This window comes from Actinomadura latina NBRC 106108 (genome assembly GCF_001552195.1).
Lineage (GTDB): Bacteria > Actinomycetota > Actinomycetes > Streptosporangiales > Streptosporangiaceae > Spirillospora > Spirillospora latina.
This window is the reverse complement of record NZ_BCQS01000042.1, coordinates 1-22,397: the sequence shown is the minus strand read 5'-3', so window position 1 is coordinate 22,397 and position 22,397 is coordinate 1. Positions and strand designations below refer to the sequence as shown.

At 71.1% G+C, this 22,397-nt stretch carries 20 protein-coding genes; 10 read left to right on the top strand and 10 right to left on the bottom strand.

What is annotated here, in order from left to right:
- Positions 1–34 precede the first annotated feature (34 nt).
- Positions 35–2,704, bottom strand: coding sequence for a valine--tRNA ligase (locus AL2_RS33735; protein ID WP_083947182.1), 2,670 nt, complete (start codon positions 2,702–2,704; stop codon positions 35–37).
- Between the two features lie 178 nt (positions 2,705–2,882).
- On the opposite strand from AL2_RS33735, the gene AL2_RS33730 reads away from it, so the two are divergent.
- On the top strand, positions 2,883–3,680 hold the full coding sequence (locus tag AL2_RS33730) for a sensor histidine kinase (RefSeq protein WP_083947178.1): 798 nt from the start codon (positions 2,883–2,885) through the stop codon (positions 3,678–3,680).
- On the top strand, positions 3,681–4,337 hold the full coding sequence (locus tag AL2_RS33725; protein ID WP_067640955.1) for a response regulator transcription factor: 657 nt from the start codon (positions 3,681–3,683) through the stop codon (positions 4,335–4,337). It begins immediately after the preceding gene.
- 45 nt (positions 4,338–4,382) lie between these two features.
- Here the strand turns inward: AL2_RS33725 and clpX are convergent, their stop codons facing one another.
- The 4 genes from clpX to tig all read right to left on the bottom strand — a co-directional run bounded on the left by clpX (position 4,383) and on the right by tig (position 9,046).
- Complete coding sequence (gene clpX, locus AL2_RS33720) at positions 4,383–5,657, bottom strand: ATP-dependent Clp protease ATP-binding subunit ClpX (protein WP_067640953.1); 1,275 nt, start codon at positions 5,655–5,657, stop codon at positions 4,383–4,385.
- A 174-nt stretch (positions 5,658–5,831) separates the two neighbouring features.
- Positions 5,832–6,515 carry an ATP-dependent Clp protease proteolytic subunit gene (locus tag AL2_RS33715; RefSeq protein ID WP_067640950.1) on the bottom strand — a complete coding sequence of 228 codons (684 nt, stop codon included), beginning with the start codon at positions 6,513–6,515 and terminating at the stop codon, positions 5,832–5,834.
- A gap of 112 nt (positions 6,516–6,627) precedes the next feature.
- Complete coding sequence (locus AL2_RS33710; protein WP_067641026.1) at positions 6,628–7,260, bottom strand: ClpP family protease; 633 nt, start codon at positions 7,258–7,260, stop codon at positions 6,628–6,630.
- Positions 7,261–7,546: 286 nt separating this feature from the next.
- Positions 7,547–9,046 (bottom strand): trigger factor, encoded by a 1,500-nt coding sequence (gene tig / locus AL2_RS33705; protein WP_067640948.1) that lies wholly within the window; start codon positions 9,044–9,046, stop codon positions 7,547–7,549.
- 229 nt (positions 9,047–9,275) lie between these two features.
- Here tig and AL2_RS33700 point away from each other — a divergent pair, with 229 nt between their 5' ends.
- On the top strand, positions 9,276–10,445 hold the full coding sequence (locus tag AL2_RS33700; protein WP_067640946.1) for a DMT family transporter: 1,170 nt from the start codon (positions 9,276–9,278) through the stop codon (positions 10,443–10,445).
- 141 nt (positions 10,446–10,586) lie between these two features.
- On the opposite strand, the gene AL2_RS33695 is transcribed toward AL2_RS33700, so the two are convergent.
- Positions 10,587–13,091 (bottom strand): Tex family protein, encoded by a 2,505-nt coding sequence (locus tag AL2_RS33695; RefSeq protein ID WP_067640944.1) that lies wholly within the window; start codon positions 13,089–13,091, stop codon positions 10,587–10,589.
- Between the two features lie 255 nt (positions 13,092–13,346).
- Here AL2_RS33695 and AL2_RS33690 point away from each other — a divergent pair, with 255 nt between their 5' ends.
- Both AL2_RS33690 and AL2_RS33685 read left to right on the top strand, forming a co-directional pair.
- Positions 13,347–14,654 carry a sensor histidine kinase gene (locus tag AL2_RS33690; RefSeq protein ID WP_083947177.1) on the top strand — a complete coding sequence of 436 codons (1,308 nt, stop codon included), beginning with the start codon at positions 13,347–13,349 and terminating at the stop codon, positions 14,652–14,654.
- Complete coding sequence (locus AL2_RS33685; protein WP_067640942.1) at positions 14,606–15,250, top strand: LuxR C-terminal-related transcriptional regulator; 645 nt, start codon at positions 14,606–14,608, stop codon at positions 15,248–15,250. Before AL2_RS33690 ends, AL2_RS33685 begins: the two co-directional genes overlap by 49 nt.
- Before the next feature lie 66 nt (positions 15,251–15,316).
- Here AL2_RS33685 and AL2_RS33680 read toward each other — a convergent pair whose 3' ends face one another.
- Positions 15,317–15,733: a cupin domain-containing protein gene (locus AL2_RS33680; RefSeq protein WP_067640940.1), complete on the bottom strand. Its 417-nt coding sequence runs from the start codon at positions 15,731–15,733 to the stop codon at positions 15,317–15,319.
- A gap of 62 nt (positions 15,734–15,795) precedes the next feature.
- On the opposite strand from AL2_RS33680, the gene AL2_RS33675 reads away from it, so the two are divergent.
- Both AL2_RS33675 and AL2_RS33670 read left to right on the top strand, forming a co-directional pair.
- Entirely contained in the window at positions 15,796–16,266 is a 471-nt protein-coding gene (locus tag AL2_RS33675) for a MarR family winged helix-turn-helix transcriptional regulator (protein ID WP_067640938.1), read from the top strand.
- 189 nt (positions 16,267–16,455) lie between these two features.
- Positions 16,456–18,294 carry a glycosyl hydrolase family 18 protein gene (locus tag AL2_RS33670; protein WP_083947176.1) on the top strand — a complete coding sequence of 613 codons (1,839 nt, stop codon included), beginning with the start codon at positions 16,456–16,458 and terminating at the stop codon, positions 18,292–18,294.
- 156 nt (positions 18,295–18,450) lie between these two features.
- On the opposite strand, the gene AL2_RS33665 is transcribed toward AL2_RS33670, so the two are convergent.
- The gene (locus AL2_RS33665) at positions 18,451–19,296 is read right to left on the bottom strand and encodes an SDR family NAD(P)-dependent oxidoreductase (protein ID WP_067640936.1); all 846 of its coding nucleotides are present in this window, start codon (positions 19,294–19,296) and stop codon (positions 18,451–18,453) included.
- Positions 19,297–19,377: 81 nt separating this feature from the next.
- Between AL2_RS33665 and AL2_RS33660 the strand changes: the two genes are divergently transcribed.
- Positions 19,378–19,953, top strand: a complete 576-nt coding sequence (locus AL2_RS33660) for a TetR/AcrR family transcriptional regulator (protein ID WP_067640934.1) — start codon at positions 19,378–19,380, stop codon at positions 19,951–19,953.
- On the top strand, positions 19,953–20,639 hold the full coding sequence (locus AL2_RS33655) for an HAD family hydrolase (RefSeq protein WP_067640932.1): 687 nt from the start codon (positions 19,953–19,955) through the stop codon (positions 20,637–20,639). Before AL2_RS33660 ends, AL2_RS33655 begins: the two co-directional genes overlap by 1 nt.
- Positions 20,640–20,662: 23 nt before the next feature.
- On the opposite strand, the gene AL2_RS33650 is transcribed toward AL2_RS33655, so the two are convergent.
- Positions 20,663–21,244: a YceI family protein gene (locus tag AL2_RS33650; RefSeq protein WP_067640930.1), complete on the bottom strand. Its 582-nt coding sequence runs from the start codon at positions 21,242–21,244 to the stop codon at positions 20,663–20,665.
- A 122-nt stretch (positions 21,245–21,366) separates the two neighbouring features.
- On the opposite strand from AL2_RS33650, the gene AL2_RS33645 reads away from it, so the two are divergent.
- Entirely contained in the window at positions 21,367–21,747 is a 381-nt protein-coding gene (locus AL2_RS33645) for a winged helix-turn-helix transcriptional regulator (protein ID WP_067640928.1), read from the top strand.
- Here the strand turns inward: AL2_RS33645 and AL2_RS33640 are convergent.
- The coding region (locus tag AL2_RS33640; protein ID WP_245667107.1) for a hypothetical protein at positions 21,731–22,397 on the bottom strand (667 nt) is incomplete at its 5' end. The two genes, AL2_RS33645 and AL2_RS33640, sit on opposite strands and share 17 nt — an antisense overlap.

The window sequence follows — 22,397 nt, the reverse complement described above, 5'->3', positions numbered from 1 at the left end:
TGCCGAGTCCGACCCGTCACCGGTCCGGCCCGCGTCAGCCCGCCGGCAGCGCGGTCAGCTGCGACTCCAGCCGGCTGATGTCGGCCTCCGCCTGGGCGAGCCGGTCGCGGTTCTTCGCGACGACCGCCTCGGGGGCCTTCGCCATGAACGCCTCGTTGCCGAGCTTGCGGCGCGCCTGGTCGACCTCCTTGCGGGCGGCGGCCAGGTCCTTCTCCAGCCGCTTGCGCTCGGCGGCGACGTCGATCGCGCCGGCGGTGTCGAGCCGCACCGCGACGTCCTCGACGGGCAGCGACGCGGTGGCGGAGAACCCGTCCCCGGGCGGGGTGAGGCGCAGCAGCGCGCGGACGCCCTCCTCGTGCGCGGCGAGCGGCGAGCCGCCCCACTCCAGCGCCGCCGCGACCTTCTGGCCGGGCTTGAGGCCCTGGTCGGCGCGGAACCGGCGGACCTCGGTGACGAGCCGCTGCAGCGACTCGATGAGGGCCTCGGCGTCCCGGTCGGCGCGGGCGGGCTCGGCGGCCGGCCACGGCGCGGTGAGGACCGTCTCTCCCCCGGTGAGGGACGTCCACAGCTCCTCGGTGACGAACGGGATCACCGGGTGCAGCAGCCGCAGCAGCTTGTCGAGGACCTCGCCCAGGACGCGTCGCGTCGCCTCGGCCCGCTCGTCCGCGAGCTGGACCTTGGCCAGCTCCACGTACCAGTCGCAGACCTCGTCCCACGCGAAGTGGTAGAGCGCCTCGCACGCCTTCGCGAAGTCGTAGCCCTCCAGGTGCTCGTCGACCTCGGCGATGACGGACTGGAGGCGCGACAGGATCCACGCGTCCACGGTCGTCACCTCGGCGGGCATGTCGCCGCGGACGTGCGCCCCGTTGATGAGCGCGAACCGGGTCGCGTTCCACAGCTTGTTGCAGAAGTTGCGCGACCCCTGCGCCCACTGCTCGGCGACCGGGACGTCGCCGCCCGGGTTCGCGCCGCGCAGCAGCGTGAAGCGGGTCGCGTCCGCGCCGTAGGCGTCGACCCAGTCGAGCGGGTCGATGACGTTCCCGAACGACTTGGACATCTTCTTGCCGTACTGGTCGCGGACCATCCCGTGCAGGGCGATGGTGTCGAACGGCTGGACGCCGTCCATCGCGTACAGGCCGAACATCATCATCCGGGCGACCCAGAAGAACAGGATGTCGTAGCCGGTCACCAGCACCGACGTCGGATAGAACCGCTCCAGCTCGGGCGTCTTGTCAGGCCAGCCGAGCGTGGAGAACGGCCACAGCGCGGAGGAGAACCAGGTGTCGAGGACGTCGGTGTCCTGCGTCCAGCCGGCGGGCGGCTCCTCGTCCGGCCCCGGGCAGACGACGTTCCCGTCCGGCCCGTACCAGACCGGGATGCGGTGCCCCCACCACAGCTGCCGGCTGATGCACCAGTCGTGCATGTTGTCGACCCACTCGAAGTAGCGCGACGCCATCTCCGGCGGGTGGATCTTCACACGGCCGTCGCGGACGGCGTCGCCCGCGGCCCGCGCCAGCGACTCCACCTTCACGAACCACTGCAGCGACACGCGCGGCTCGACGACCGTGGAGCAGCGCTGGCAGTGCCCGACCGAATGCTTGTAGGGGCGGACCTCCGCGACGATCCGGCCCTGCTCGCGCAGCGCGGCCACGACCGCCGGGCGCGCCTCGAACCGGTCGAGGCCCTCGAACGGGCCGGACGCGGTGACGACGCCGCGCTCGTCCATCACCGACACCGACGGCAGGTCGTGCCGGCGGCCGATCTCGAAGTCGTTCGGGTCGTGCGCCGGGGTCACCTTGACCGCGCCCGTGCCGAACTCCGGGTCGACGTGCTCGTCGGCGACGACGGGGATGCGGCGGCCGGTCAGCGGGAGCTCGATCTCCCGTCCGACCATGTGCCCGTAGCGGTCGTCGCCGGGGTGGACGGCCACGGCCGTGTCGCCGAGCATCGTCTCGGCCCGGGTGGTCGCGACGACCAGCTCGTCCTCGCCGGAGCCGTACCGGATCGAGACCAGCTCGCCGTCGACCTCCTCGTGCTCGACCTCGATGTCGGACAGGGCCGTCAGGCAGCGCGGGCACCAGTTGATGATGCGCTCGGCGCGGTAGATCAGGCCGTCGTCGAACAGCCGCTTGAAGATCGTCCGGACGGCGCGGGCGCGGTCGTCGTCCATCGTGAACGCCTCGCGCGTCCAGTCGACGCTGTCGCCGAGGCGGCGCATCTGGCCGAGGATCCGGCCGCCGGACTCCGCCTTCCACTGCCAGACCCGCTCGACGAACGCCTCGCGCCCGAGGTCGTGCCGGGAGCGGCCCTGCTTGGCCAGCTCGCGCTCCACGACGTTCTGGGTGGCGATGCCCGCATGGTCCATGCCCGGGATCCACGCGGTCTCGTAGCCCTGCATGCGGCGGCGCCGGACGAGGGTGTCCTGGATGGAGTGGTCGAGGGCGTGCCCCATGTGCAGCGAACCGGTGACGTTCGGCGGCGGGATCACGATCGAGTACGCGGGACGCTCCGGCGCGCGCCCGGGATCGGCGGTGAACAGCCCCGCCGATACCCACCGCTCGTAGAGCCGGCCCTCTACATCCGCCGGTCGGTACTGGGTGGGCAGGTCGACGTCCGCGGCGGCCCCGTGGCCGCGCTCATTGCCAGGCTGTGTCACGGCTGAAGATTCTACGGGGGCCGCGGGGGTGGGCCGCCCCGGGGCCATGTCCGACACCGTCAAGAACATCCGCAAGGACGTGGAGGACTGACGCACCCTCGCCCGCTCGGCTGAGAGCGTTTTCCCGTCACGATCGGGACACAGGTCACCTGACACCGGGTCGCCCCGCCCGAAAAGGTGGTGGTCCGGAAGGTCGGCGACACCGGGGCGGAGAGAGAGGGACGGGATGCGAGCGGTACTGGCACGCGCCGCCGTGCTGGCCGGCGCGTTCACCGCGGGGGCCGTGGCGGCACGTGCCGCGACCATCCCTCACCTCCGCCGGCTCACCGCCGACCTGCAACGCTCCAGGGAGCGGATCCTCGCGAGCCGCGAGGAGGAGCGGCGGCGGCTCCGGCACGACCTGCACGACGGGCTCGGGCCGACCCTCGCCAGCCTCGCCATGTCGCTGGACGCGGCCCGCATCACGCTCGCCTGCGAGCCGGAGCGGACCGATCCGCTGCTCGCCGAGGTCCGCAACCGGCTGGCGAGCACCGTCGGCGAGATCCGGGACCTGGCGCACGGGCTGCGGCCGCCCGCGCTGGACGACCTCGGCCTCGTCGCCGCCATCGAGTCGTTCGCGGACGGCTGCTGCGAGCGGGTCGACATCCGGTTCGACGGCGAGCCCTCGGGGCTGCCCGCGGCGGTGGAGGTGGCCGCCTACCGGATCGCGCAGGAGGCGCTCACGAACGTCCGGCTGCACGCCCCGGCGAGCTGCGCGTCCGTCCGGCTGAAGCGGGACACCGAGCTGCACCTGGTGGTCGCCGACAGCGGGCCCGGCCTGCCGGACGCCGCGCGCAACGGCGGCCGTCCGCAGACCCGCCGCGGGATCGCCGCGATGAAGGAGTGGGCGGCCGAGGTCGGCGGCAGCTGCGTGATCACGTCCCGGAACGGCGGCGGCACCCTCGTCGCCGTCCGGCTCCCGCTCGGCACCCCCGAGACCGCCGCCGGATATCATCGTCCTTCGGTCGGAAGAAGGCGGGCGTAGATGACGGAGACCATCCGGGTGCTCATCACCGACGACCACCCGGTGTTCCGGCAGGGCCTGAAGGGTCTCCTGCAGGCGCTGGGCGTCGAGGTCGTCGGCGAGGCCGAGAACGGGCCGGACGCGGTGCGGCTGGCCGCCGAGCTGCAGCCGGACGTCGTCGTCATGGACCTGCACATGCCGGGCGGCAACGGTATCGAGGCGACGCGCACCATCACCCGCACGAGCCCGCGCATCGGCGTGCTGGTGCTGACGATGTTCCGCGACGACGACTCCGTCTTCGCGGCGATGCGCGCCGGCGCCCGCGGCTACCTGCTGAAGGAGTCCGGCGCCGAGGAGATCGCCCGCGCCGTCCGCGCGGTCGCGGCCGGCGAGGCCATCTACGGCCCGGAGATCGCCCGCCGCGTCCTCACCTATTTCACCGACATGCCCGACCCGCGGCAGGCCGCGTTCCCCGAGCTGACCGAGCGGGAACGGGAGGTCCTCGAACTGATCGCGCAGGGCCGCAGCAACGCCGAGATCGCCGGCACGCTCTTCCTCAGCCAGAAGACCGTCCGCAACCACGTCTCGAACATCTTCATGAAGCTGCACGTCGCCGACCGTGCCCAGGCCATCGTCGTGGCCCGCGAGGCCGGCCTCGGCGAATCCACCCCCCGCTGACCCCAGAGCAAGAAGCCCCGGCCGCGATGGCCGGGGCTTCTCGTTCTACGCGCTCTTCTCGCGTGGTTCCCGCTTGGGGCGGTCCCGCGGGACGAGGGTCGGGTTGACGTGTTCCAGGACGGCCTCGCGGGTGATGACGACGCGGGCGACGTCCTGGCGGCTCGGGACCTCGTACATCACGGAGAGGAGGACCTCCTCCATGATGGCGCGCAGGCCGCGGGCGCCGGTGCCGCGCAGGATGGCCTGGTCGGCGATCGCCTCCAGGGCGTCGTCGGTGAACTCCAGGTCGACCCCGTCGAGTTCGAAGAGGCGGTGGTACTGGCGTACCAGCGCGTTCTTCGGCTCGGTGAGGATGTTGATGAGGGCCTCGCGGTCCAGGTTGTGCACGGACGTGATCACCGGGAGCCGGCCGATGAACTCCGGGATCATCCCGAACTTCAGCAGGTCCTCGGGCATCACGTCGCCGAGCATGGCGGAGGACTCCTCGAAGGAGGTCTTCGAGCGGATCTGCGCGCCGAAGCCCATGCCCTGCTTGCCGACCCGGGACTCGACGATCTTCTCGAGCCCGGCGAACGCGCCGCCGCAGATGAACAGCACGTTCGTGGTGTCGATCTGGATGAACTCCTGGTGGGGGTGCTTGCGGCCGCCCTGCGGCGGGACGCTCGCGGTGGTGCCCTCCAGGATCTTCAGCAGGGCCTGCTGGACGCCCTCGCCCGAGACGTCCCGGGTGATCGAGGGGTTCTCGCTCTTGCGGGCGACCTTGTCGACCTCGTCGATGTAGATGATCCCGGTCTCGGCCTTCTTGACGTCGTAGTCGGCCGCCTGAATCAGTTTGAGGAGGATGTTCTCGACGTCCTCCCCGACGTATCCGGCCTCCGTCAGCGCCGTGGCGTCCGCGATGGCGAACGGGACGTTGAGGAGTTTGGCGAGCGTCTGCGCGAGCAGCGTCTTACCGGATCCGGTGGGGCCGAGCAGCAAGATGTTCGACTTGCCGATCTCGACCGGGTCGTCCCGGCCGGCGTCGCCCGACTGGATCCGCTTGTAGTGGTTGTAGACGGCGACGGACAGTGCCTTCTTCGCCGTGTCCTGCCCGATGACGTAGGAGTCGAGGAACTCGTAGATCTCCCGCGGCTTGGGCAGGTTGTCCCACTTGAGGTCGGAGGTCTCGGAGAGCTCCTCCTCGATGATCTCGTTGCAGAGATCGATGCACTCGTCGCAGATGTACACGCCCGGACCCGCGATGAGCTTCTTGACCTGCTTCTGGCTCTTCCCGCAGAACGAGCACTTGAGCAGATCACCACCGTCGCCGATGCGTGCCACCCAACTGTCTCCTTTTCGTGGGGCCGCCCGCCTTGGAGGATGCGGCGCAGCTCTGTTGCGTCCCGAAGGCTTTCGACGTTGGACTCGACGTTACCGCCTCCAACGGACTTGGAAAGCCCCTCGCCCGGAAGTGTGGCGTCCAGGCTCGGGGACCTCCCGCGTCCTTGTGCCGTCTCAGGACGACACTACCTCTGCTTTCCGCTTCCTGCTGGCGAAGACGTCGTCGATGAGGCCGTAGGCCTTCGCCTCGTCCGCGGTGAGGATCTTGTCGCGCTCGATGTCGTGGCGCACCTCGTCGATGCTCCGGCCGCTGTGCTCGGCCAGGATGCTCTCCAGCAGCTCGCGGATCCGCATGATCTCGCGCGCCTGGATCTCGATGTCGCTGGACTGGCCGTAGGTGCCCTCGGTCGCGGGCTGGTGGATCAGTATCCGCGAGTTGGGCAGCGCGGCCCGCTTGCCCGGCGTCCCGGCCGCGAGCAGCACGGCGGCGGCCGAGGCGGCCTGGCCGATGCAGACCGTCTGGATCTCGGGCTTGACGAACTGCATCGTGTCGTAGATCGCCGTCATGGCGGTGAACGAGCCGCCGGGCGAGTTGATGTAGATGCTGATGTCGCGGTCCGGGTCGATGGACTCCAGCGTGATCAGCTGGGCCATCACGTCGTTGGCGGACGCGTCGTCGATCTGCACGCCGAGGAAGATGATGCGCTCCTCGAACAGCTTGTTGTACGGGTTCATCTCCTTGACCCCGTACGTGGTGCGCTCGACGAACGACGGAATGATGTAGCGGTTGTCGACCGGCATCGGACCGGCGCCCGGCCGGACGATATCGGCGAAGCCTGGACGGTACAGGTCGCTCATGTGCGTGCCTCCGATTAAGTGTCAGTGTCCTCTGGGGGACGCCCCCCAGACCCCCGCGGGGTGGGCAGACGATCCTCGCTCGCTGGCGCTCGCTGCGGTCATCTGTCCACCGTCAGGAGACGGTGCCCTCGGAGGGCACCTGGGTGGCGCTGAGCACCACGTGGTCGACGAACCCGTAGTCCTTGGCCTCGTCGGCGGTGAACCACCGGTCGCGGTCGGAGTCGCGCTCGATCTGGTCGAGCGCCTGGCCGGTGTGCTCGGCGATCTTCTCGGCGAGCGTCTTCTTCACGTAGAGCATCTGCTCGGCCTGGATCTTGATGTCGGAGGCCGTGCCGCCGATGCCGCCCGACGGCTGGTGCATCATGATGCGCGCGTGCGGCAGGGCGTAGCGCTTGCCCCGGGTGCCCGCGCACAGCAGGAACTGGCCCATCGACGCGGCGAGGCCCATGCCCACCGTGACGATGTCGTTCGGGACGTACTGCATGATGTCGTAGATCGCCATGCCGGCGGTGACGGAGCCACCTGGCGAGTTGATGTAGAGCGTGATGTCGCGGCGGCCGTCCTCGGCCGACAGCAGCAGGAGCTCGGCGCAGATGCGGTTGGCGATGTCGTCGTCGACCTGCTGGCCGAGGAAGACGATGCGCTCGCGCAGCAGCCGCTGGAACAGCTGGTCGCCCAGAGGCAGCAGGGGCGCCTCGGCCACCCGCGCCTGGATCCGCGACGACTCGTCGAAAGTCGGAGGCATGCTCACCGGGTGTTCCTCCGGTCCTTTAATCGGTTCGGATGATTGGACATTAACGCGCCACCGGACCCGCTTAAGCCCAGGGGGCCGCCTTTTCGCCAGGGGCGTACCCGCGCGGCGCCGGACCCCGCCCGCGTTCCGGACGATCTTCACCAACGGGACACTCGTGCGGGGTCGTCCCCGTCATCCCCCGGCTCGCCCAGCTCATACGCCCTGCGCGCCCCGCAGAGCAGGACGCCCCGCATCCGGTGTCCGGGTGCGGGGCGCGCGGTGGAGCGCTTGAGAACGCTTAGGCGTCCTTGTCCTTCGTGTCCGTCTCGTCCTTCGCCTCGGCGGCCGGGGACTCCTCAGCGGCGGCCTCAGCCGTCTGCGCGGGGGTCTCCTCGGTCTCGGCGGTCTCGGCGGCGTCCTCGGTGCCGCCCGCGGCCTCGGCGTCCTCGGCGTCGACGGTCTCGCCCGTCTCGCCGTTCAGCTCGCGCCGGACGGCCTCGACGTCGATCTCGTTGCCCGACTCGTCCTTGATGGTGACGTGCTCGACGACGAGGTTCAGCGCCTTGCTGCGCAGCACCTCCGAGACGATCGCCGGAAGCTGGTTGTTCTGCGTGAGGTACTCGGCGAGCTGCTGCGGCTGCACACCCATCTGCATGGCCTGGGTGACGACGTACTCGCTGAGCTCCTCGTTCTCGACGCCCAGCTCCTCCTGGACGGCGAGCTGGTCGAGGACGAACCCGCCCTTGACCGCGAGCCGGGCCGCGTCGGCGACCTCGGTGTCGAACTCCTCGGCGGACTTCTCCTCTTCCTCGAGGTAGTCCTCCTTGGTCATGCCCGCCATCTGGAGCTGCTGCTCCAGCTGCTGGTTGCGGCGGCTGATCTCCTCTTCCACGACCTTCTCGGGGAGGGGGATCTCGACCTTCTCCAGCAGCGCCTCAAGGGCCTTGTCGCGCGCCTCGGACAGCTGCTGCATCCGCACCTGCCGGCCGAGCCGCGTGCGGACGTCCTCGCGCAGCTCGTCGATGGTGTCGAACTCGCTGGCGAGCTGGGCGAACTCGTCGTCCAGGTCGGGCAGGTTCTTGACCTTGACGCTCTGCACCGTGACGGTGATCTCGGCCTCCTCGCCGGCGCGCTCGCCGCCGACCAGGGCGCCGGTGAACGTCGCGTCCTCGCCGGCGGCGAGGCCGGTGAGCGCGTCGTCCAGGCCCTCGATGGCCGAGTTGCTGCCGACCTCGTAGGAGTAGCCGGCGGTGGAGGCGTCCTCGATCTCCGCGCCGTCGATCTTCGCGACGAGGTCGATGGTGGCGAAGTCGCCCTCCTCGGCGGCCCGCTCGGCGTTGGTGAGGGACGCGAACCGCTCGCGCAGGTTCCCGATGGTCTCCTCGACCTGCTCGTCGGTGACCTCGGCGTCCTCCACGACGACCTCCAGGCCGTCGTACTCGGGCACGTCGAACTTCGGCCGGATGTCGACCTCGGCGGTGAACGCGAACTGGGTGCCGTCGTCCAGCTCGGTCACCTCGACGTCGGGCTGCCCGAGCACGAAGATCTCGGACTCCTCGACGGCACGGCCGTACAGCTCGGGCAGCGCGTCGTTGACGGCCTCCTGCAGCACCGCACCCCGGCCGACGTACTTGTCGATCAGCGGGGCGGGGACCTTGCCGGGCCGGAAGCCCTTGATCCGCACCTGCTGCGAGATCTCCTTGTACGCCTTGTCGAGGTTCGGCTTGAGCTCGTCGAACGGAACCTCGACGGTGAGCTTGACCCGCGTGGGGGTCAGCTCCTCGACATCGGTCTTCACTGGGGTAGGTCTCCTTGATCGGGCGCTGTCTCGGCCGCGGCGTTCGACGCGTGCTCAACTCGAGGGGCGCGGGCACGCCGAAATACGGCTCCGCGCCTTCGCGCGGTCAAGTCTATGGGGTCGCGGCCCCGGCTGCGGACATCGGACGCTCACAAGACCGTCGAAATCCGCGTCAACGTTGCCGCACGGGCAGTGACATAAGTGCCCGGAAGGCCCATACTCGTCCGGGATGAACGGGATAGCCGCGGCCTTCAGTGCGACCGGTCTCTACTACCTCGGGTTCGCCGTCTTCAAGCTGGCGGCGGACCGGATGCCCCCTGTCCGGGGCAACCGCCTCCTCCACATGGTCTGGGTGATCGTCAGCGACTGGGTCTTCCTGATCGCACTCGGGATCGTGCTCGGCGGCCTCAGCCTGCAGATCATGGCGCTGCGGAACCTGCCGCTGTCGCAGGCCGTGCCGATCTTCATGTCCGGCATGGTGCCGCTGCTGCTGATCGCGCTGGTGTTCTTCGGCGAGCGGCTCACCCCGCGCGAGTGGCTGAGCCTGGTGCTGATCGGCGCCGCGATCCTGCTGCTGACCGCCTCGCTGAGCGGGGACGAGCCGATCGGCTCGGCGGAGGCGCCGCTGTGGAAGATCGCGGTCGTGGTCGCCCCGGCGATCGTGGTGCCGCTGCTGATCCTCGTCCTCGGCGACTACCGGCCGGACGGCCGGCACGCGCGCCCGGTCACCGGCATCGCCTACGGGCTCGGCGCCGGCTTCCCGGTCGGCACCGCCGAGCTGGCGATCAAGGGGTGGAGCGACGACCCGAACGCCTCCAGCCTGTGGATCCTCGCGACGCCGTGGCCCTACCTGACCGTGGTGGCGGCGGCCATCGGGTTCGGGATCATGGTGATGGCGTTCCAGCGCTGCCGGGTGTCGATCGTGGCGACGGTCATGACGGTGGCCGCCAAGTCGTACCTGCTGACCATGGGCTCGTTCATGTACGGGGAGCCGTGGCCGCGGGACGCGGCGCACTCGGCGATGCGGCTCGGCGCGCTGGCGCTGGGCGCGGTCGCCGTCCTGCAGTTCCCCCGGCACCGGCCGGTCGAGGAGGAGTCGCCGGAGGCGTCCCGCGAGGACGACGCGTACGCCGCGCACGACCCGTTCGGCGGGACGGCGATCGGCGGACCCGCGCTGGGCGGGCCGCAACTCGGCCAGGTCTACGGCGCGCCGGTGCCGCCGCAGCCGTCCCCGTACGCGCGGGACCCGCTGGGCCAGGGCCCCTACGACCGGCCTGACGGGTACGACCGGCCGGACGGGTACGCCGCCCCGGAGGGCACGCCGCCGCGCCGTCCCGTCCGTCCGCAGGGCCCGACCGATACCGGATCGGACGGGCGCTGGCGCGGCTTCGGAGATTAGGCCAAGACGCGGTGATGCCCGGCCTCGCGCGAGGCCGGGCATCACCGCGTCTCAGTGGCCTTCTGCGTCTCAGTGGCCTTCTGTGTCTCAGTGGCCTTCTGTGTCTCAGTGGCCTTCTGTGTCTCAGTGGCCTTCTGTGTCTCAGCGGCCCTTGCGGTCCTTGCCGGGAAGGCCCTTGTCGAGGCCAGCGCGGCGGAGGGCGTCGGCCATGGCGCCACTGCCTCCCTGACCACTGCCTCCCTGACCGCCGCGGGGCTGGCCGCCGCCGCGCCCGCCGCGCTGGTTCTGCCCGCGGTCCTGTCCGCCGCGGTTCTGCCCGCCGCGGGCCTGGCCACCGCGGTTCTGACCAGCCGGGCTCTGGCCGCCGCGGCTCTGCTCACCGCGCCGGCCGCCGCCCTGCTTACCGGCCCCCTGCTTGCCACCGCCGGGCTCGTCGTCCAGGCGGAGGGTGAGCGAGATGCGCTTGCGCTGCAGGTCGACGTCCAGCACCTTCACGCGGACGATGTCACCGGGCTTGGCGACGTCGCGCGGGTCCTCGACGAACTTGTCCGACATGGCGGAGATGTGGACGAGCCCGTCCTGGTGGACGCCGACGTCCACGAACGCGCCGAACGCGGCGACGTTGGTGACGACGCCCTCCAGGAGCATCCCGGGTTCGAGGTCGCCTAGCTTGTCGACACCCTCCTTGAACGTGGCGGTCTTGAACGCCGGGCGCGGGTCGCGGCCCGGCTTCTCCAGCTCGGCGAGGATGTCGGTGACGGTCGGCAGCCCGAACGTGTCGTCGACGAACCGCTCCGGCTCCAGCGAGCGCAGCACGGCCGTGTTGCCGACGACGCCCTTGATGTCGTTGCCGGCGGCGTCCAGGATCCGGCGGACGACCGGGTAGGACTCGGGGTGCACGCTGGAGGCGTCCAGCGGGTCGTCGCCGCCGGGGATGCGCAGGAAGCCCGCGCACTGCTCGAACGCCTTCGGGCCGAGCCGCGGGACGTCCTTCAGCCCGGTGCGGCTGCGGAACGGGCCGTTGGCGTCGCGGTGCGCGACGATGTTCTCCGCGAGGCCCTCGCCGATGCCGGACACGCGGGTCAGCAGCGGCGCGGACGCGGTGTTGACGTCCACGCCGACGGCGTTCACGCAGTCCTCGACGACGGCGTCCAGGGAGCGGGACAGCTTCACCTCGGAGACGTCGTGCTGGTACTGGCCGACGCCGATCGACTTGGGGTCGATCTTGACCAGCTCGGCGAGCGGGTCCTGCAGGCGGCGGGCGATCGACACGGCGCCGCGCAGCGAGACGTCCATGCCGGGCAGTTCCCGCCCGGCGTACTCCGACGCCGAGTACACCGACGCGCCCGCCTCCGACACCATGATCTTGGTGAGCCCGAGGTCGGGGTACCGGGCGATCAGGTCGGCGGCGAGCTTGTCGGTCTCCCGGGACGCGGTGCCGTTGCCGATCGAGACGAGGTCGACCTTGTGCTCGCGGGCGAGCCGGGCGAGCGTCTCGATCGACTCGTCCCACTTCCGGCGCGGCTCGTGCGGGTAGATCGTGTCGGTCGCGACGACCTTGCCGGTGGCGTCCACGACGGCGACCTTGACGCCCGTGCGCAGGCCCGGGTCGAGGCCCATCGTCGCGCGGGTCCCGGCGGGCGCGGCGAGCAGCAGGTCGCGCAGGTTGGCGGCGAACACGCGGACCGCCTCGTCCTCGGCCTCCTGCCGCAGCCGGGTGCGCAGGTCGATGCCGAGGTGGACGAGGATCCGGGTGCGCCAGGCCCACCGGACCGCGTCCGACAGCCACTTGTCGGCCGGACGCCCCTGGTCGGCGATCTGGAACCGGCGCGCGATCTCCGCCTCGTACGAGCTGCGGACCGCGGAGTCGTCGGCCTCCTCGGGTTCCAGGTCGAGGTCGAGGACCTCTTCCTTCTCGCCCCGGAACAGCGCGAGGATGCGGTGCGAGGGCAGCTTCGCGAACGGCTCGGCGAACTCGAAGTAGTCGGAGAACTTGGCGCCGCTCTCCTGCTTGCCGTCCCGGACCCGGGAGACCATCCGGCCCTGGTTCCACATGCGCTCGCGCAGCGACCCGATGAGGTCGGCGTCCTCGGCGAACCGCTCGACGAGGATGGAGCGGGCGCCCTCCAGCGCGGCGGCCTGGTCCGCGACGCCCTTCTCGGCGTCGACGTAGGCGGCGGCCTCGGCCTGCGGGTCCCGGGACGGGTCGCCCAGCAGCAGCTCGGCGAGCGGTTCGAGGCCGGCTTCGCGGGCGATCTGCGCCTTGGTGCGCCGCTTCGGCTTGTACGGGAGGTAGATGTCCTCCAGCCGGGCCTTGGAGTCGGCCGTCACGATCTGGGCGCGCAGCTCGTCGGTGAGCTTGCCCTGCGACTCGACCGACTCCAGGATCGCGGCGCGCCGCTCGTCCAGCTCGCGCAGGTAGCGCAGGCGCTCCTCCAGCGCGCGGAGCTGCGCGTCGTCGAGCGTTCCGGTCGCCTCCTTGCGGTAGCGGGCGATGAACGGGACGGTCGCCCCGCCGTCGAGCAGGTCCACCGCGACCCGCACCTGCCCCTCGCGGACGCCGATCTCGTCGGCGATGCGCTGCGTGATGGGCGGCGTGGACGGCGCGGTCTGGCCGGCGGACGTCTGGCTGGTGGTCGCTGTCACAGCTTGGATTCGCTTTCTCCCCTGGATATCGCCTGTGCATTGTCCAGGGAACTCGGCCGGTTGTCTTGTCACCGCTCGAATGGGGCCGGTCGAGGGACCGGCCGCCCCGCACTTCCGCAGAGGGTAGAGCTAACTCCCCCATGATCCGCCCGGATCCGGGACATAGCCCCACTGAGCGGCCGGGCGTCTGGCGACACAATGGTCGCACCGGGCGCCACCGCGGCGGGCCGCCCGCCGGAAACCCTGGGAGGACGGATGGACGACGGCAGGCGTTTCACCCGCCGGACGGGCGCGCTCGCCCGGGCGGCGTTCGCCAACGTCCTCCGGGGGACGGCCCAGATCGTCCTCGCCTACGCGGTGAACCTGCCGCTGTTCATCCTGGCCGTGCTGTCGATCGCCTTCATCCCGCTGGGCGCCGGGGTGGTGCTGGCGCCGGCGGTGCTGCTCGCGATCCGGGCGGTGGCGAACCTGCAGCGGACCCTGGCGGCGGACTGGAGCGGCGTGCGGATCCCGGTGCCCTACCGGCCGGAACCGGCCGGTGCGACCGGTCCGATCGGGCGCCTGAAGTGGGTGCTGGGCGACCCGGCGACGTGGCGCGACCTGCTGTGGTCGCTGCTGAACGTGCCGGTCGCGCTCGTCCTCGGGGTGCTGGCGGCGGGCCTGACCGTCTACGGGCTGGAGGGCGTGCTCGTGGCGTGGTGGGTGGCGCTGCTGACCGACTACGGCTGGGGCCCCTTCTGGATGATCTCCGACTACGGCGCGGCCGGGGTCGCGGGCACGATCGTCCTCGCCGCCGCGCTCACGGTGGTCTCGGTCCCGCTGGGCGGGGTGTTCCTGAAGGCGCACGCCCTGTTCGGCCAGTCGCTGCTCTCACCGACCAGGCGCGCGCTGGAGGAGCGCGTGCAGCGGCTCACGGAGACCCGGTCGGAGACGGTGGACGCGTCGGCGGCGGAGCTGCGCCGCATCGAGCGCGACCTGCACGACGGCGCCCAGGCCCGGCTGGTCGCGCTCAGCATGAACATCGGGCTCGCCGAGGAGATGATGAAGCACGACCCCGAGACCGCGCGGCAGCTCCTCGCCGAGGCGCGCGAGGCCAGCGGGACGGCGCTGACGGAGCTGCGCGACCTGGTGCGCGGCATCCACCCGCCGGTGCTGGCCGAGCGCGGGCTCGACGGCGCCGTGCGCGCCCTGGCGCTGACCCTGCCGCTGCCCGTGGACGTCCGCATCGACCTGCCGGGACGCGCGGAGGCCCCGGTCGAGTCGGCGGCGTACTTCGCGGTCGCGGAGATGTTCGCCAACGTCGTCAAGCACTCCGGCGCGCGGCGGGCCTGGATCCAGATCGAGCACTCCGGCGGCCGGCTGCTTATGATCGTCGGTGACGACGGGACGGGCGGAGCCGACCCCGGCGCGGGCGGCGGGATGCGCGGCATCGAGCGCAGGCTGGCGGCCTTCGACGGGACGATGGCGGTGACGAGCCCGCCCGGCGGGCCGACCGTCGTGACCATGGAGCTGCCGTGCGCGTTGTCATCGCCGAAGATCTCGCCCTCCTCCGGGACGGGCTGATCCGCCTGCTCGGCGCGTTCGGCTTCGAGGTCGTCGAGGCGGTGGACAACGGGCCGTCGCTGCTGCGGGCCCTCACCGCGCACCGTCCCGACGTCGCCGTGGTGGACGTCCGGCTCCCGCCGACGTTCACCGACGAGGGGCTGAAGGCCGCGCTGGAGGCCCGCAAGGAGATCCCGGGCCTGCCGGTGCTGGTGCTGTCGCAGCACGTGGAGCAGCTGTACGCGCGGGAGCTGCTGTCCGACAGCCGGGGCGGCATCGGCTACCTGCTGAAGGACCGCGTGTCGGACGTGAAGGTCTTCGTGGAGGCGGTGCGCCGGGTCGCGGACGGCGGCACCGCCCTCGACCCGGACGTGGTGTCGCAGCTGCTCACCCGGCACGCCCGCGAGGAGCCGCTGCAGCGGCTGACCCCCCGCGAGCGCGAGGTGCTCGGGCTGATGGCGGAGGGCCGCTCGAACGCGGCGATCGCCGGGCAGCTGTTCGTCACCGAGAAGGCGATCAGCAAGCACACCAACAACATCTTCGGCAAGCTCGGGCTGCCGCCGTCGGAGGACGACAACCGGCGGGTGCTGGCCGTCCTCGCCTATCTGGGCGCCTGAGTCTCACTTACCCGGGCATCCCGGCTCACTTCCCGGACGTCCTGGTCACTTCCCGGGCATCCTTGGTCACTTCGCCCAGGGCGGGACGAGCCGCTCGCTGCCCTGCGGTGCGATCTCGCACCTGCTCTCGTCCACCATCTCGTCGGGGTCGTACACGAGGCACCCGGCGTGGGCGGCGACGACGGCGGTGAACCCGGTGCCGCCGGCCGTCATCTGGCGGGGTGCGTCGGCCGGGAGGACGACGGTGTCGCCGGGCGCCGCCTCCAGCCTGCGTCCGTCCAGGTCGACGGTCGCGGCGCCGTCCAGGAACGTCCACACCTGCTCGGTGTCGAACGCGTGCAGCGGGCCGGTCTTGCCGGGCAGCATGTCGACGCGCCAGACGGCGATGCCCTCGGTGCCGCCCTGGGCGGGCGTGGCGAACGTGGTCATCGTGCCGTTCGGCGTGCCGGTGCGGCGGCTGTCGGCGTTGCGGATGAGCGTCATGAGCCCCGATCCCCTAGGTTTAGACAACATGGTTGTCCATATAGTCAATGAGGTTGTCTTTTATGTCAAGCGACGCACCCGGTTTCGAGCTGCCGCTGCGGCTCTTCCTGGCCTTCCGCGTGATCATCGACGAGCTGCACGCCGAGCTGGCGCGCGAGGGGCACCCCGGGCTGCGCCCGATGCACGGGTTCGTCTTCCAGGCCATCGGCCCGGACGGGACGACGGCCGTGGAGCTCGGCCACCGGCTCGGGGTGTCCAAGCAGGCCGCGGGGAAGATGGTCGAGTCGCTGGAGCGGGCCGGGTACGTCGAGCGCGCCGCCGACCCGCGGGACGCCCGGCGCAAGATCGTCCGGCTGACCGAGCGCGGAGTGGACTCGCTCGTCCGGTCGGCGGAGATCTTCGAGCGGATCCGGGGCGACTGGGTCGCCGCGCTGGGCGCCGGCCGCGTCCGCGCCCTGGAGGACGATCTTCGCCGGATGACCCCCGCCGACCTGTGGCGCCTCGACATGCCCGGCTGGTTCGGCACGGGCTGAACTTTCCGCCCGGTGGTGACCGTATGGGTGCAGGCAGTCGCTTAGACCACTCTGCCGCTGCTCGCGAGCTTGCCGGAAGCCCTTGAACGTGCCGTTCGACCCGGTTACGATCCTCCCAATTCTTAGGAAACTTTACTAAGAATTGAGCGGGGATTCCTGTTTGCTCGGGGGCCGAACGAACGGAGAATCATGTCAAGACCGGGCGGACGGCGGGCCATCGCGCTCGCCGGCACAGCGACACTGGCGGTGGCCACCGCCCTCCTGACGGCGCCCCCGGCGTCGTCGGCGGGGACGGTCACCGCGACCTGCAAGAAGGGGTCCGACTGGGGCACCGGCTTCGACGGCAGCTGCACCATCACCAACGGAACCGGCGCGGCCGTCAACGGCTGGAAGCTCGAAGCGGACATGCCGTCCGGGACGTCCGTCGGGAACGTGTGGGACGCGACGAAGACCGTCTCCGGGAACCACTACACGTTCACCAACGCCGGCTGGAACGGGACGATCGCGGCCGGCGCGAGCGTCGGCTTCGGGTTCGGCGGCAGCGGCTCCGGGTGGTTCACGAACTGCACGATCAACGGCGCGTCCTGCGACGGCTCCGGCAGCCCCGGGGGCGACACGCAGGCCCCCGCGGCGCCGTCCGGCCTCCGGTCCACCGGCAAGACCGCCACGAGCGTGTCGCTGGCCTGGAACGCTTCAACCGACAACGTCGGCGTCACCGGCTACGACGTCTACAACGGCGGCGGCAAGGCGGCCTCGGTGACCGGCACCACCGCCACCGTCGACGGGCTGTCGGCCAAGACCGCCTACACCTTCACCGTCAAGGCGCGCGACGCCGCCGGGAACACCTCCCCGGCGTCGGCCTCCGTGTCGGTCACCACCGACGCGGACGGCGGCGGCGACCCCGGCGGCGGTGGCGGCGACAAGGTCGTCGGCTACTTCACCGAGTGGGGCGTCTACGGGCGGAACTACCACGTCAAGAACGTCGAGACGAGCGGCTCCGCCGCCAAGATGACCCACATCAACTACGCGTTCGGCAACGTCACCGGCGGCAAGTGCGCCATCGGCGACTCCTACGCCGACTACGACATGGCCTACACCGCCGACCAGAGCGTCGACGGCGTCGCCGACACCTGGGACCAGCCGCTGCGCGGCAACTTCAACCAGCTCCGCAAGCTGAAGAAGCTGCACCCGAACCTGAAGGTGCTGTGGTCGTTCGGCGGCTGGACCTGGTCCGGCGGCTTCGGGCAGGCCGCGCAGAACCCGGCCGCGTTCGCCGAGTCCTGCTACAACCTCGTCGAGGACCCGCGCTGGGCGGACGTGTTCGACGGCATCGACATCGACTGGGAGTACCCGAACGCCTGCGGCCTGTCCTGCGACACCAGCGGGCCGGACGCGTTCAAGAAGCTGATGTCCGCGCTGCGGGCCAAGTTCGGCTCCGGCAACCTCGTGACGGCCGCGATCACCGCCGACGCGTCCGACGGCGGCAAGATCGACGCGACCGACTACGCGGGCGCCGCCCAGTACGCCGACTGGTACAACCCGATGACGTACGACTTCTTCGGCGCCTGGGCCGCCCAGGGGCCGACCGCGCCGCACTCGCCGCTCACGTCCTACCCGGGCATCCCGCAGGCCGGGTTCAACTCCGCCGACGCCATCGCCAAGCTGAAGGCCAAGGGCGTCCCGGCGTCCAAGCTGCTGCTCGGCATCGGCTTCTACGGGCGCGGCTGGACGGGCGTCACCCAGTCCGAGCCCGGCGGCACCGCCACCGGCGCCGCGCCCGGCACCTACGAGGCCGGCATCGAGGACTACAAGGTCCTCAAGGGCAAGTGCCCCGCCACCGGCACCGTCGCCGGCACCGCCTACGCCAAGTGCGGCAGCGAGTGGTGGAGCTACGACACCCCGTCCACCATCAGCGGGAAGATGACGTACGCCAAGGGCCAGGGCCTGGGCGGCGCCTTCTTCTGGGAGCTCAGCGGTGACACCGCGAACGGCGAGCTGGTCGGCGCCATGCGCGGCGGACTCGGCTGACCCGATCGCAGAGCCGTCTCGGCCGAGCTGTTCGCAGAAGGGGTACTCCCAGCCCCTCAGACGGCCGAGACATCGGGCCCCTGACCCAACGGACGCCGGTCAGGGGCCCGCCCCTTTTCTTCTCGGCTTTCCTTGCCTTCTCGGCTTCAGGCTGGTTCAGGCGAGGGACTGGCCGCCGTCCACCGTGAGGACCTCGCCGCTCATGTACGGGTTGGCCATCAGGAACAGCGCGGCGGAGGCGGCCTCCTCGGCCGTCCCGAACCGGCCGAGCGGCATGCCGCCGCCCGCCTCGGCCATCGCCGCGTCACCCGCGGCTCCGCCGACTCCGTAGAGGGCGCGCAGCAGGGGCGTGTCCATGGCGCCGAACCGGATCGCGTTGACCCGCAGGCGGGCCGGCGCCAGCTCGACGGCCAGCGCGCGGGCGAGCGTCTCGACGGCGCCGGCCGCCGCGACCAGCGCGGACATGCCGGGTCGCGGGCGCGCCACGAGGATGCCCGAGGCCAGGGTGATCGATCCGCCCGGGCGCATGCGCGGGACGGCCGCTCGCGCGACGGTGAGGACGGACCCCACCGGCTCCCCTACGGCCACCCGGGCGGTCTCCCGGGTGAGCCCGCTGACAGGGCCGGCATCGGAGGGACGACCGGCCGTCAGCAGGACGTGGTCGACGGTGCCGGCGCGTTCGAAGACCTCCTCCAGCGCGTCGTCGTCGGCGACATCGGCGGACATCCCGTGCACCTCGGCAGGTATCCCCGCCATGTCGGACGTGCCGGAGGGGGCGCCGGCCGTGTTCGGGCGGGCGGCGGCGGCGTTCACGCGGGTCACGGCGGCGTCCAGCCGCTCCTTGTCGCGGCCCACGAGCAGGATCCGCGCGCCGAACGAGGCGAGCAGTTCGGCGGCGGCCAGGCCGATGCCGGAACTGCCGCCGAGGATCACCGCCGTCCGGCCGGCGAGGCTCCGCGGGAGCGGTGAACGGACGGGGACGGGTGCTGCGGTCGTGGCCATGGACTCTCCCAAATAAACCATCTGGTTGTTTTAGAATGACCTCCGGCCGAGCCGAAGTCAACCGGATGGTTTAATTTCGGTATGAGCTACGACGCCGAGGCGACCCGCCGGCGGATCTTCGAGGCCGCCGCCGCCGAGTTCGCCGCGCGCGGGCTCGCGGGCGCCCGGATCGAGCGCATCGCCACCGAGGCGCGGGCCAACAAGCAGGCCATCTACCTGTACTTCGGGAGCAAGGAGAAGCTGTTCGGCGCCGTGGTGCGCGCCAAGATGGACGAGATCGGGGGCGCGACCGACATCGATCCCGCCCGGCTGTCGGAGTGCGTGGGCCGGCTGTTCGACTGGTATCAGGAGCATCCCGAGCTGATCCGGCTCCTGCTCTGGGAGGCCCTGGAGACGCGAGGCGAGGTGCAGGGCGAGGACGAGCGCCGCGACGCGTTCCGGCAGAAGACCGACCGCTTCACGGACACCGGCCACAGCTCGCGCGACGTGCAGGACCTCATGTTCACCGTCTTCGGCCTCATCGCGTGGAACTTCGCCGTCCCCCAGTTGCGGCGGCTGATCCTGGACGAGGACGACGACGGTGCCGCCCTCGCGCGCCGCCGCGCGGCCGTCGTCGAGTCGGCTCGCGTCCTCGCCGAAGCGCACCGGCTCGCGTGATGACCACGGCGGTGCTGTTCGACCTGGACGGGACGCTCCTCGACCACGAGGGCGCGGCGGGCGAGGCGATCGTCCGCTCGTTCCCGGACGCGGACCCGGCGTGGCTCGTCCCGCGCTGGGCGCAACTCAGCGATTCGGCGGTCGACCGGTATCTGGCGGGCGAACTCAGCTTCATCGCCCAGCGCCGCGTCCGGATCGTCGCGCTCGCCCGGGAGCTGGGGCTCGGCGACTGGGACGACGCCCGCGCCGATGCGTGGCTCGCCGGATATGTGGCGCTGTACGAGGCGGCGTGGCGTCCGTTCCCGGAGGTGCCGCGCGTCCTGGACGTCCTGGCGGCGCGCGGCCCGCGGCTCGGGGTGATCACCAACGGGGACGCCGAGCAGCAGCGCAGGAAGATCGACGCGATCGGCCTGGCGGACGTCCTGCCGTACGTCGTGGCGTCCAGCGAGGCGGGGTCCGCCAAGCCGGACGCCGGGATCTTCCGGACGGCCTGTGCGGGCCTCGGCGTCCCCCCGGACGAGGCCGTCTATGTCGGCGACCGCCTCGTCACCGACGCGCAGGGCGCCGCGGCGGCGGGGCTGGCGGGCATCTGGCTCGACCGCTCCGGCGACCCCGCCCCGGAGGAGCTGACCGTCCCGCGCGTCACGACGCTGGAGGCGCTCCCCCGGCTGCTCGGGGACCGCTGACCCGCGCAGCCCCGCCGCGGGGATCACTCGGTGCGGAGGACCGCCTCGATCTCCAGGATGATCTGGATCTTCTCTCCCAGCCCGAGTCCGCCGCCGCCCGGGATCTTGGCGGTGTCGCCGACCCCGAACTCCAGCCGGCTGAGCTCGCCCGTCGCGGTGAACCCGGCGCGGGCGCCCTTGAACGGGTCGTCCTCCCGGAACGGGTCGGGACCGAACCCGCCGATCTCCAGCTTCAGCGGGACGGGCCTGGTCAGGCCCCGCAGCGTCAGGTCGCCGTCCAAGACGTAGTCGTCGCCGTCGCGGCGCACGCCGGTGGACCGGTAGGTCATCGTGGGGTACTTCGCGGCGTCCAGGAAGTCGGCGGACCTGACGTGCTCGTCGCGCTTGTCGATGCCCGTGTCGATCGAGGCGAGATCGATGGTCGCGGTCACGGACGAGTCGAGGGGGTCGTCGCCGGTCACGACCGTACCCTCGAACGTCCCGAACCGGCCGCGGACCTTGCTGACCATCAGGTGCCGGACCGTGAAGCCGATGTTGGAGTGGAGGGGGTCGATGGTCCAGGTCCCGGCGACGTAACCGGGGACCTCGACAAGCTCGGCCGTCATGGTGTCTCCTTGGGTTATGAATGGTAAGGCGGTTCCGATCGGTAACCGCCTCCATCGTGCGGAGACCCACGTGGTCAGCACAAGAAGGCACTTTTTTCTGCCCCGGTCACCTGGAGATAACCATGGAGTACACCCCGGCGGGGTGCCGGGCCCGCGAGATCCTCGACCGGGTCGGCGACAAGTGGTCGCTGCTGGTGATCTCGCTGCTCGGCGAGCGCACCAAACGGTTCACCGAACTGAGGCGAGAGATCGACGGCATCAGCCAGCGGATGCTCACCGTCACGCTGCGCGGCCTGGAACGCGACGGCATCGTCACGCGGACCGTGTACCCGGTCGTGCCGCCGCGGGTGGAGTACTCCCTCACCCCCATGGGCGCGACCCTGATGGACGCGGCGAACACCCTCGTCAGATGGGCGGAGAGCCACCTGGAAGAGATCGACACCGCACGCGCCGGCTACGACGCCCGCGCCAGCGCGGAAGAGCCCGTTAAGACGCCGTCATAAGATCGGCGTCGCAGAAGACGCAGACGTAGTACTCGTCTTTCACAACGTTGAGTTCCGCGCATTCGGAACAGTGACGGAAGACGAAGGTGGCCGTGAAGCCGTCCGGCCTCCGTATTCCGGCACGGTCGAGCGCATCGGCGACCGCGGGCCAGGATTCTTCGCCCGGGCAGTAGCCGGTGGACTGGTTGCTGACCTCGGTGGCCACCGCACCTTGGAAGGTGATTTCACCCGCGGCCAGAACATTTTCTCGACCGGCGCAGGCCACGTGTTCGCTGCGACGTGGCGCTATGCGCAGCGTGCCGTCGAGGGTGACGACATAGGTGAACGGTTCGTCCTGCGGACGGCCCTCCATGTCCGCCGGCGACCTGACGGGTTCGCCCGGCATTTCGGCTTGTTCGAGCAACTCGGCTGGCCCGACGTAGACGTACATGCCGCCACCGTAGGACGGCGGGCCGTGCGGGGCGACCGGAAATTCGTGTGCCGCCATGCCGGGTGCCGAGGTAGCTTGGGTGCGATGGTCATTCACGAGGTGGGACGGCGAGCTAGCCGCGCCGAGCTGGGGGACGAGCAGTCGTGCCCGGCCCGGCTCGGCGGTGTGCGCCGTCATCCCATCGACCTCGTGAGGCCGTCCCATGCGTTCGACTGACATT

Coding starts and splice junctions, on each gene's coding strand:
- AL2_RS33735 (WP_083947182.1), bottom strand. CDS start 2,704: ATGGCCCCGGGGCGGCCCACCCCCGCGGCCCCCGTAGAATCTTCAGCC.
- AL2_RS33730 (WP_083947178.1), top strand. CDS start 2,883: ATGCGAGCGGTACTGGCACGCGCCGCCGTGCTGGCCGGCGCGTTCACC.
- AL2_RS33725 (WP_067640955.1), top strand. CDS start 3,681: ATGACGGAGACCATCCGGGTGCTCATCACCGACGACCACCCGGTGTTC.
- AL2_RS33715 (WP_067640950.1), bottom strand. CDS start 6,515: ATGAGCGACCTGTACCGTCCAGGCTTCGCCGATATCGTCCGGCCGGGC.
- AL2_RS33710 (WP_067641026.1), bottom strand. CDS start 7,260: ATGCCTCCGACTTTCGACGAGTCGTCGCGGATCCAGGCGCGGGTGGCC.
- AL2_RS33700 (WP_067640946.1), top strand. CDS start 9,276: ATGAACGGGATAGCCGCGGCCTTCAGTGCGACCGGTCTCTACTACCTC.
- AL2_RS33690 (WP_083947177.1), top strand. CDS start 13,347: ATGGACGACGGCAGGCGTTTCACCCGCCGGACGGGCGCGCTCGCCCGG.
- AL2_RS33680 (WP_067640940.1), bottom strand. CDS start 15,733: ATGACGCTCATCCGCAACGCCGACAGCCGCCGCACCGGCACGCCGAAC.
- AL2_RS33675 (WP_067640938.1), top strand. CDS start 15,796: ATGTCAAGCGACGCACCCGGTTTCGAGCTGCCGCTGCGGCTCTTCCTG.
- AL2_RS33670 (WP_083947176.1), top strand. CDS start 16,456: ATGTCAAGACCGGGCGGACGGCGGGCCATCGCGCTCGCCGGCACAGCG.
- AL2_RS33665 (WP_067640936.1), bottom strand. CDS start 19,296: ATGGCCACGACCGCAGCACCCGTCCCCGTCCGTTCACCGCTCCCGCGG.
- AL2_RS33660 (WP_067640934.1), top strand. CDS start 19,378: ATGAGCTACGACGCCGAGGCGACCCGCCGGCGGATCTTCGAGGCCGCC.
- AL2_RS33655 (WP_067640932.1), top strand. CDS start 19,953: ATGACCACGGCGGTGCTGTTCGACCTGGACGGGACGCTCCTCGACCAC.
- AL2_RS33650 (WP_067640930.1), bottom strand. CDS start 21,244: ATGACGGCCGAGCTTGTCGAGGTCCCCGGTTACGTCGCCGGGACCTGG.
- AL2_RS33645 (WP_067640928.1), top strand. CDS start 21,367: ATGGAGTACACCCCGGCGGGGTGCCGGGCCCGCGAGATCCTCGACCGG.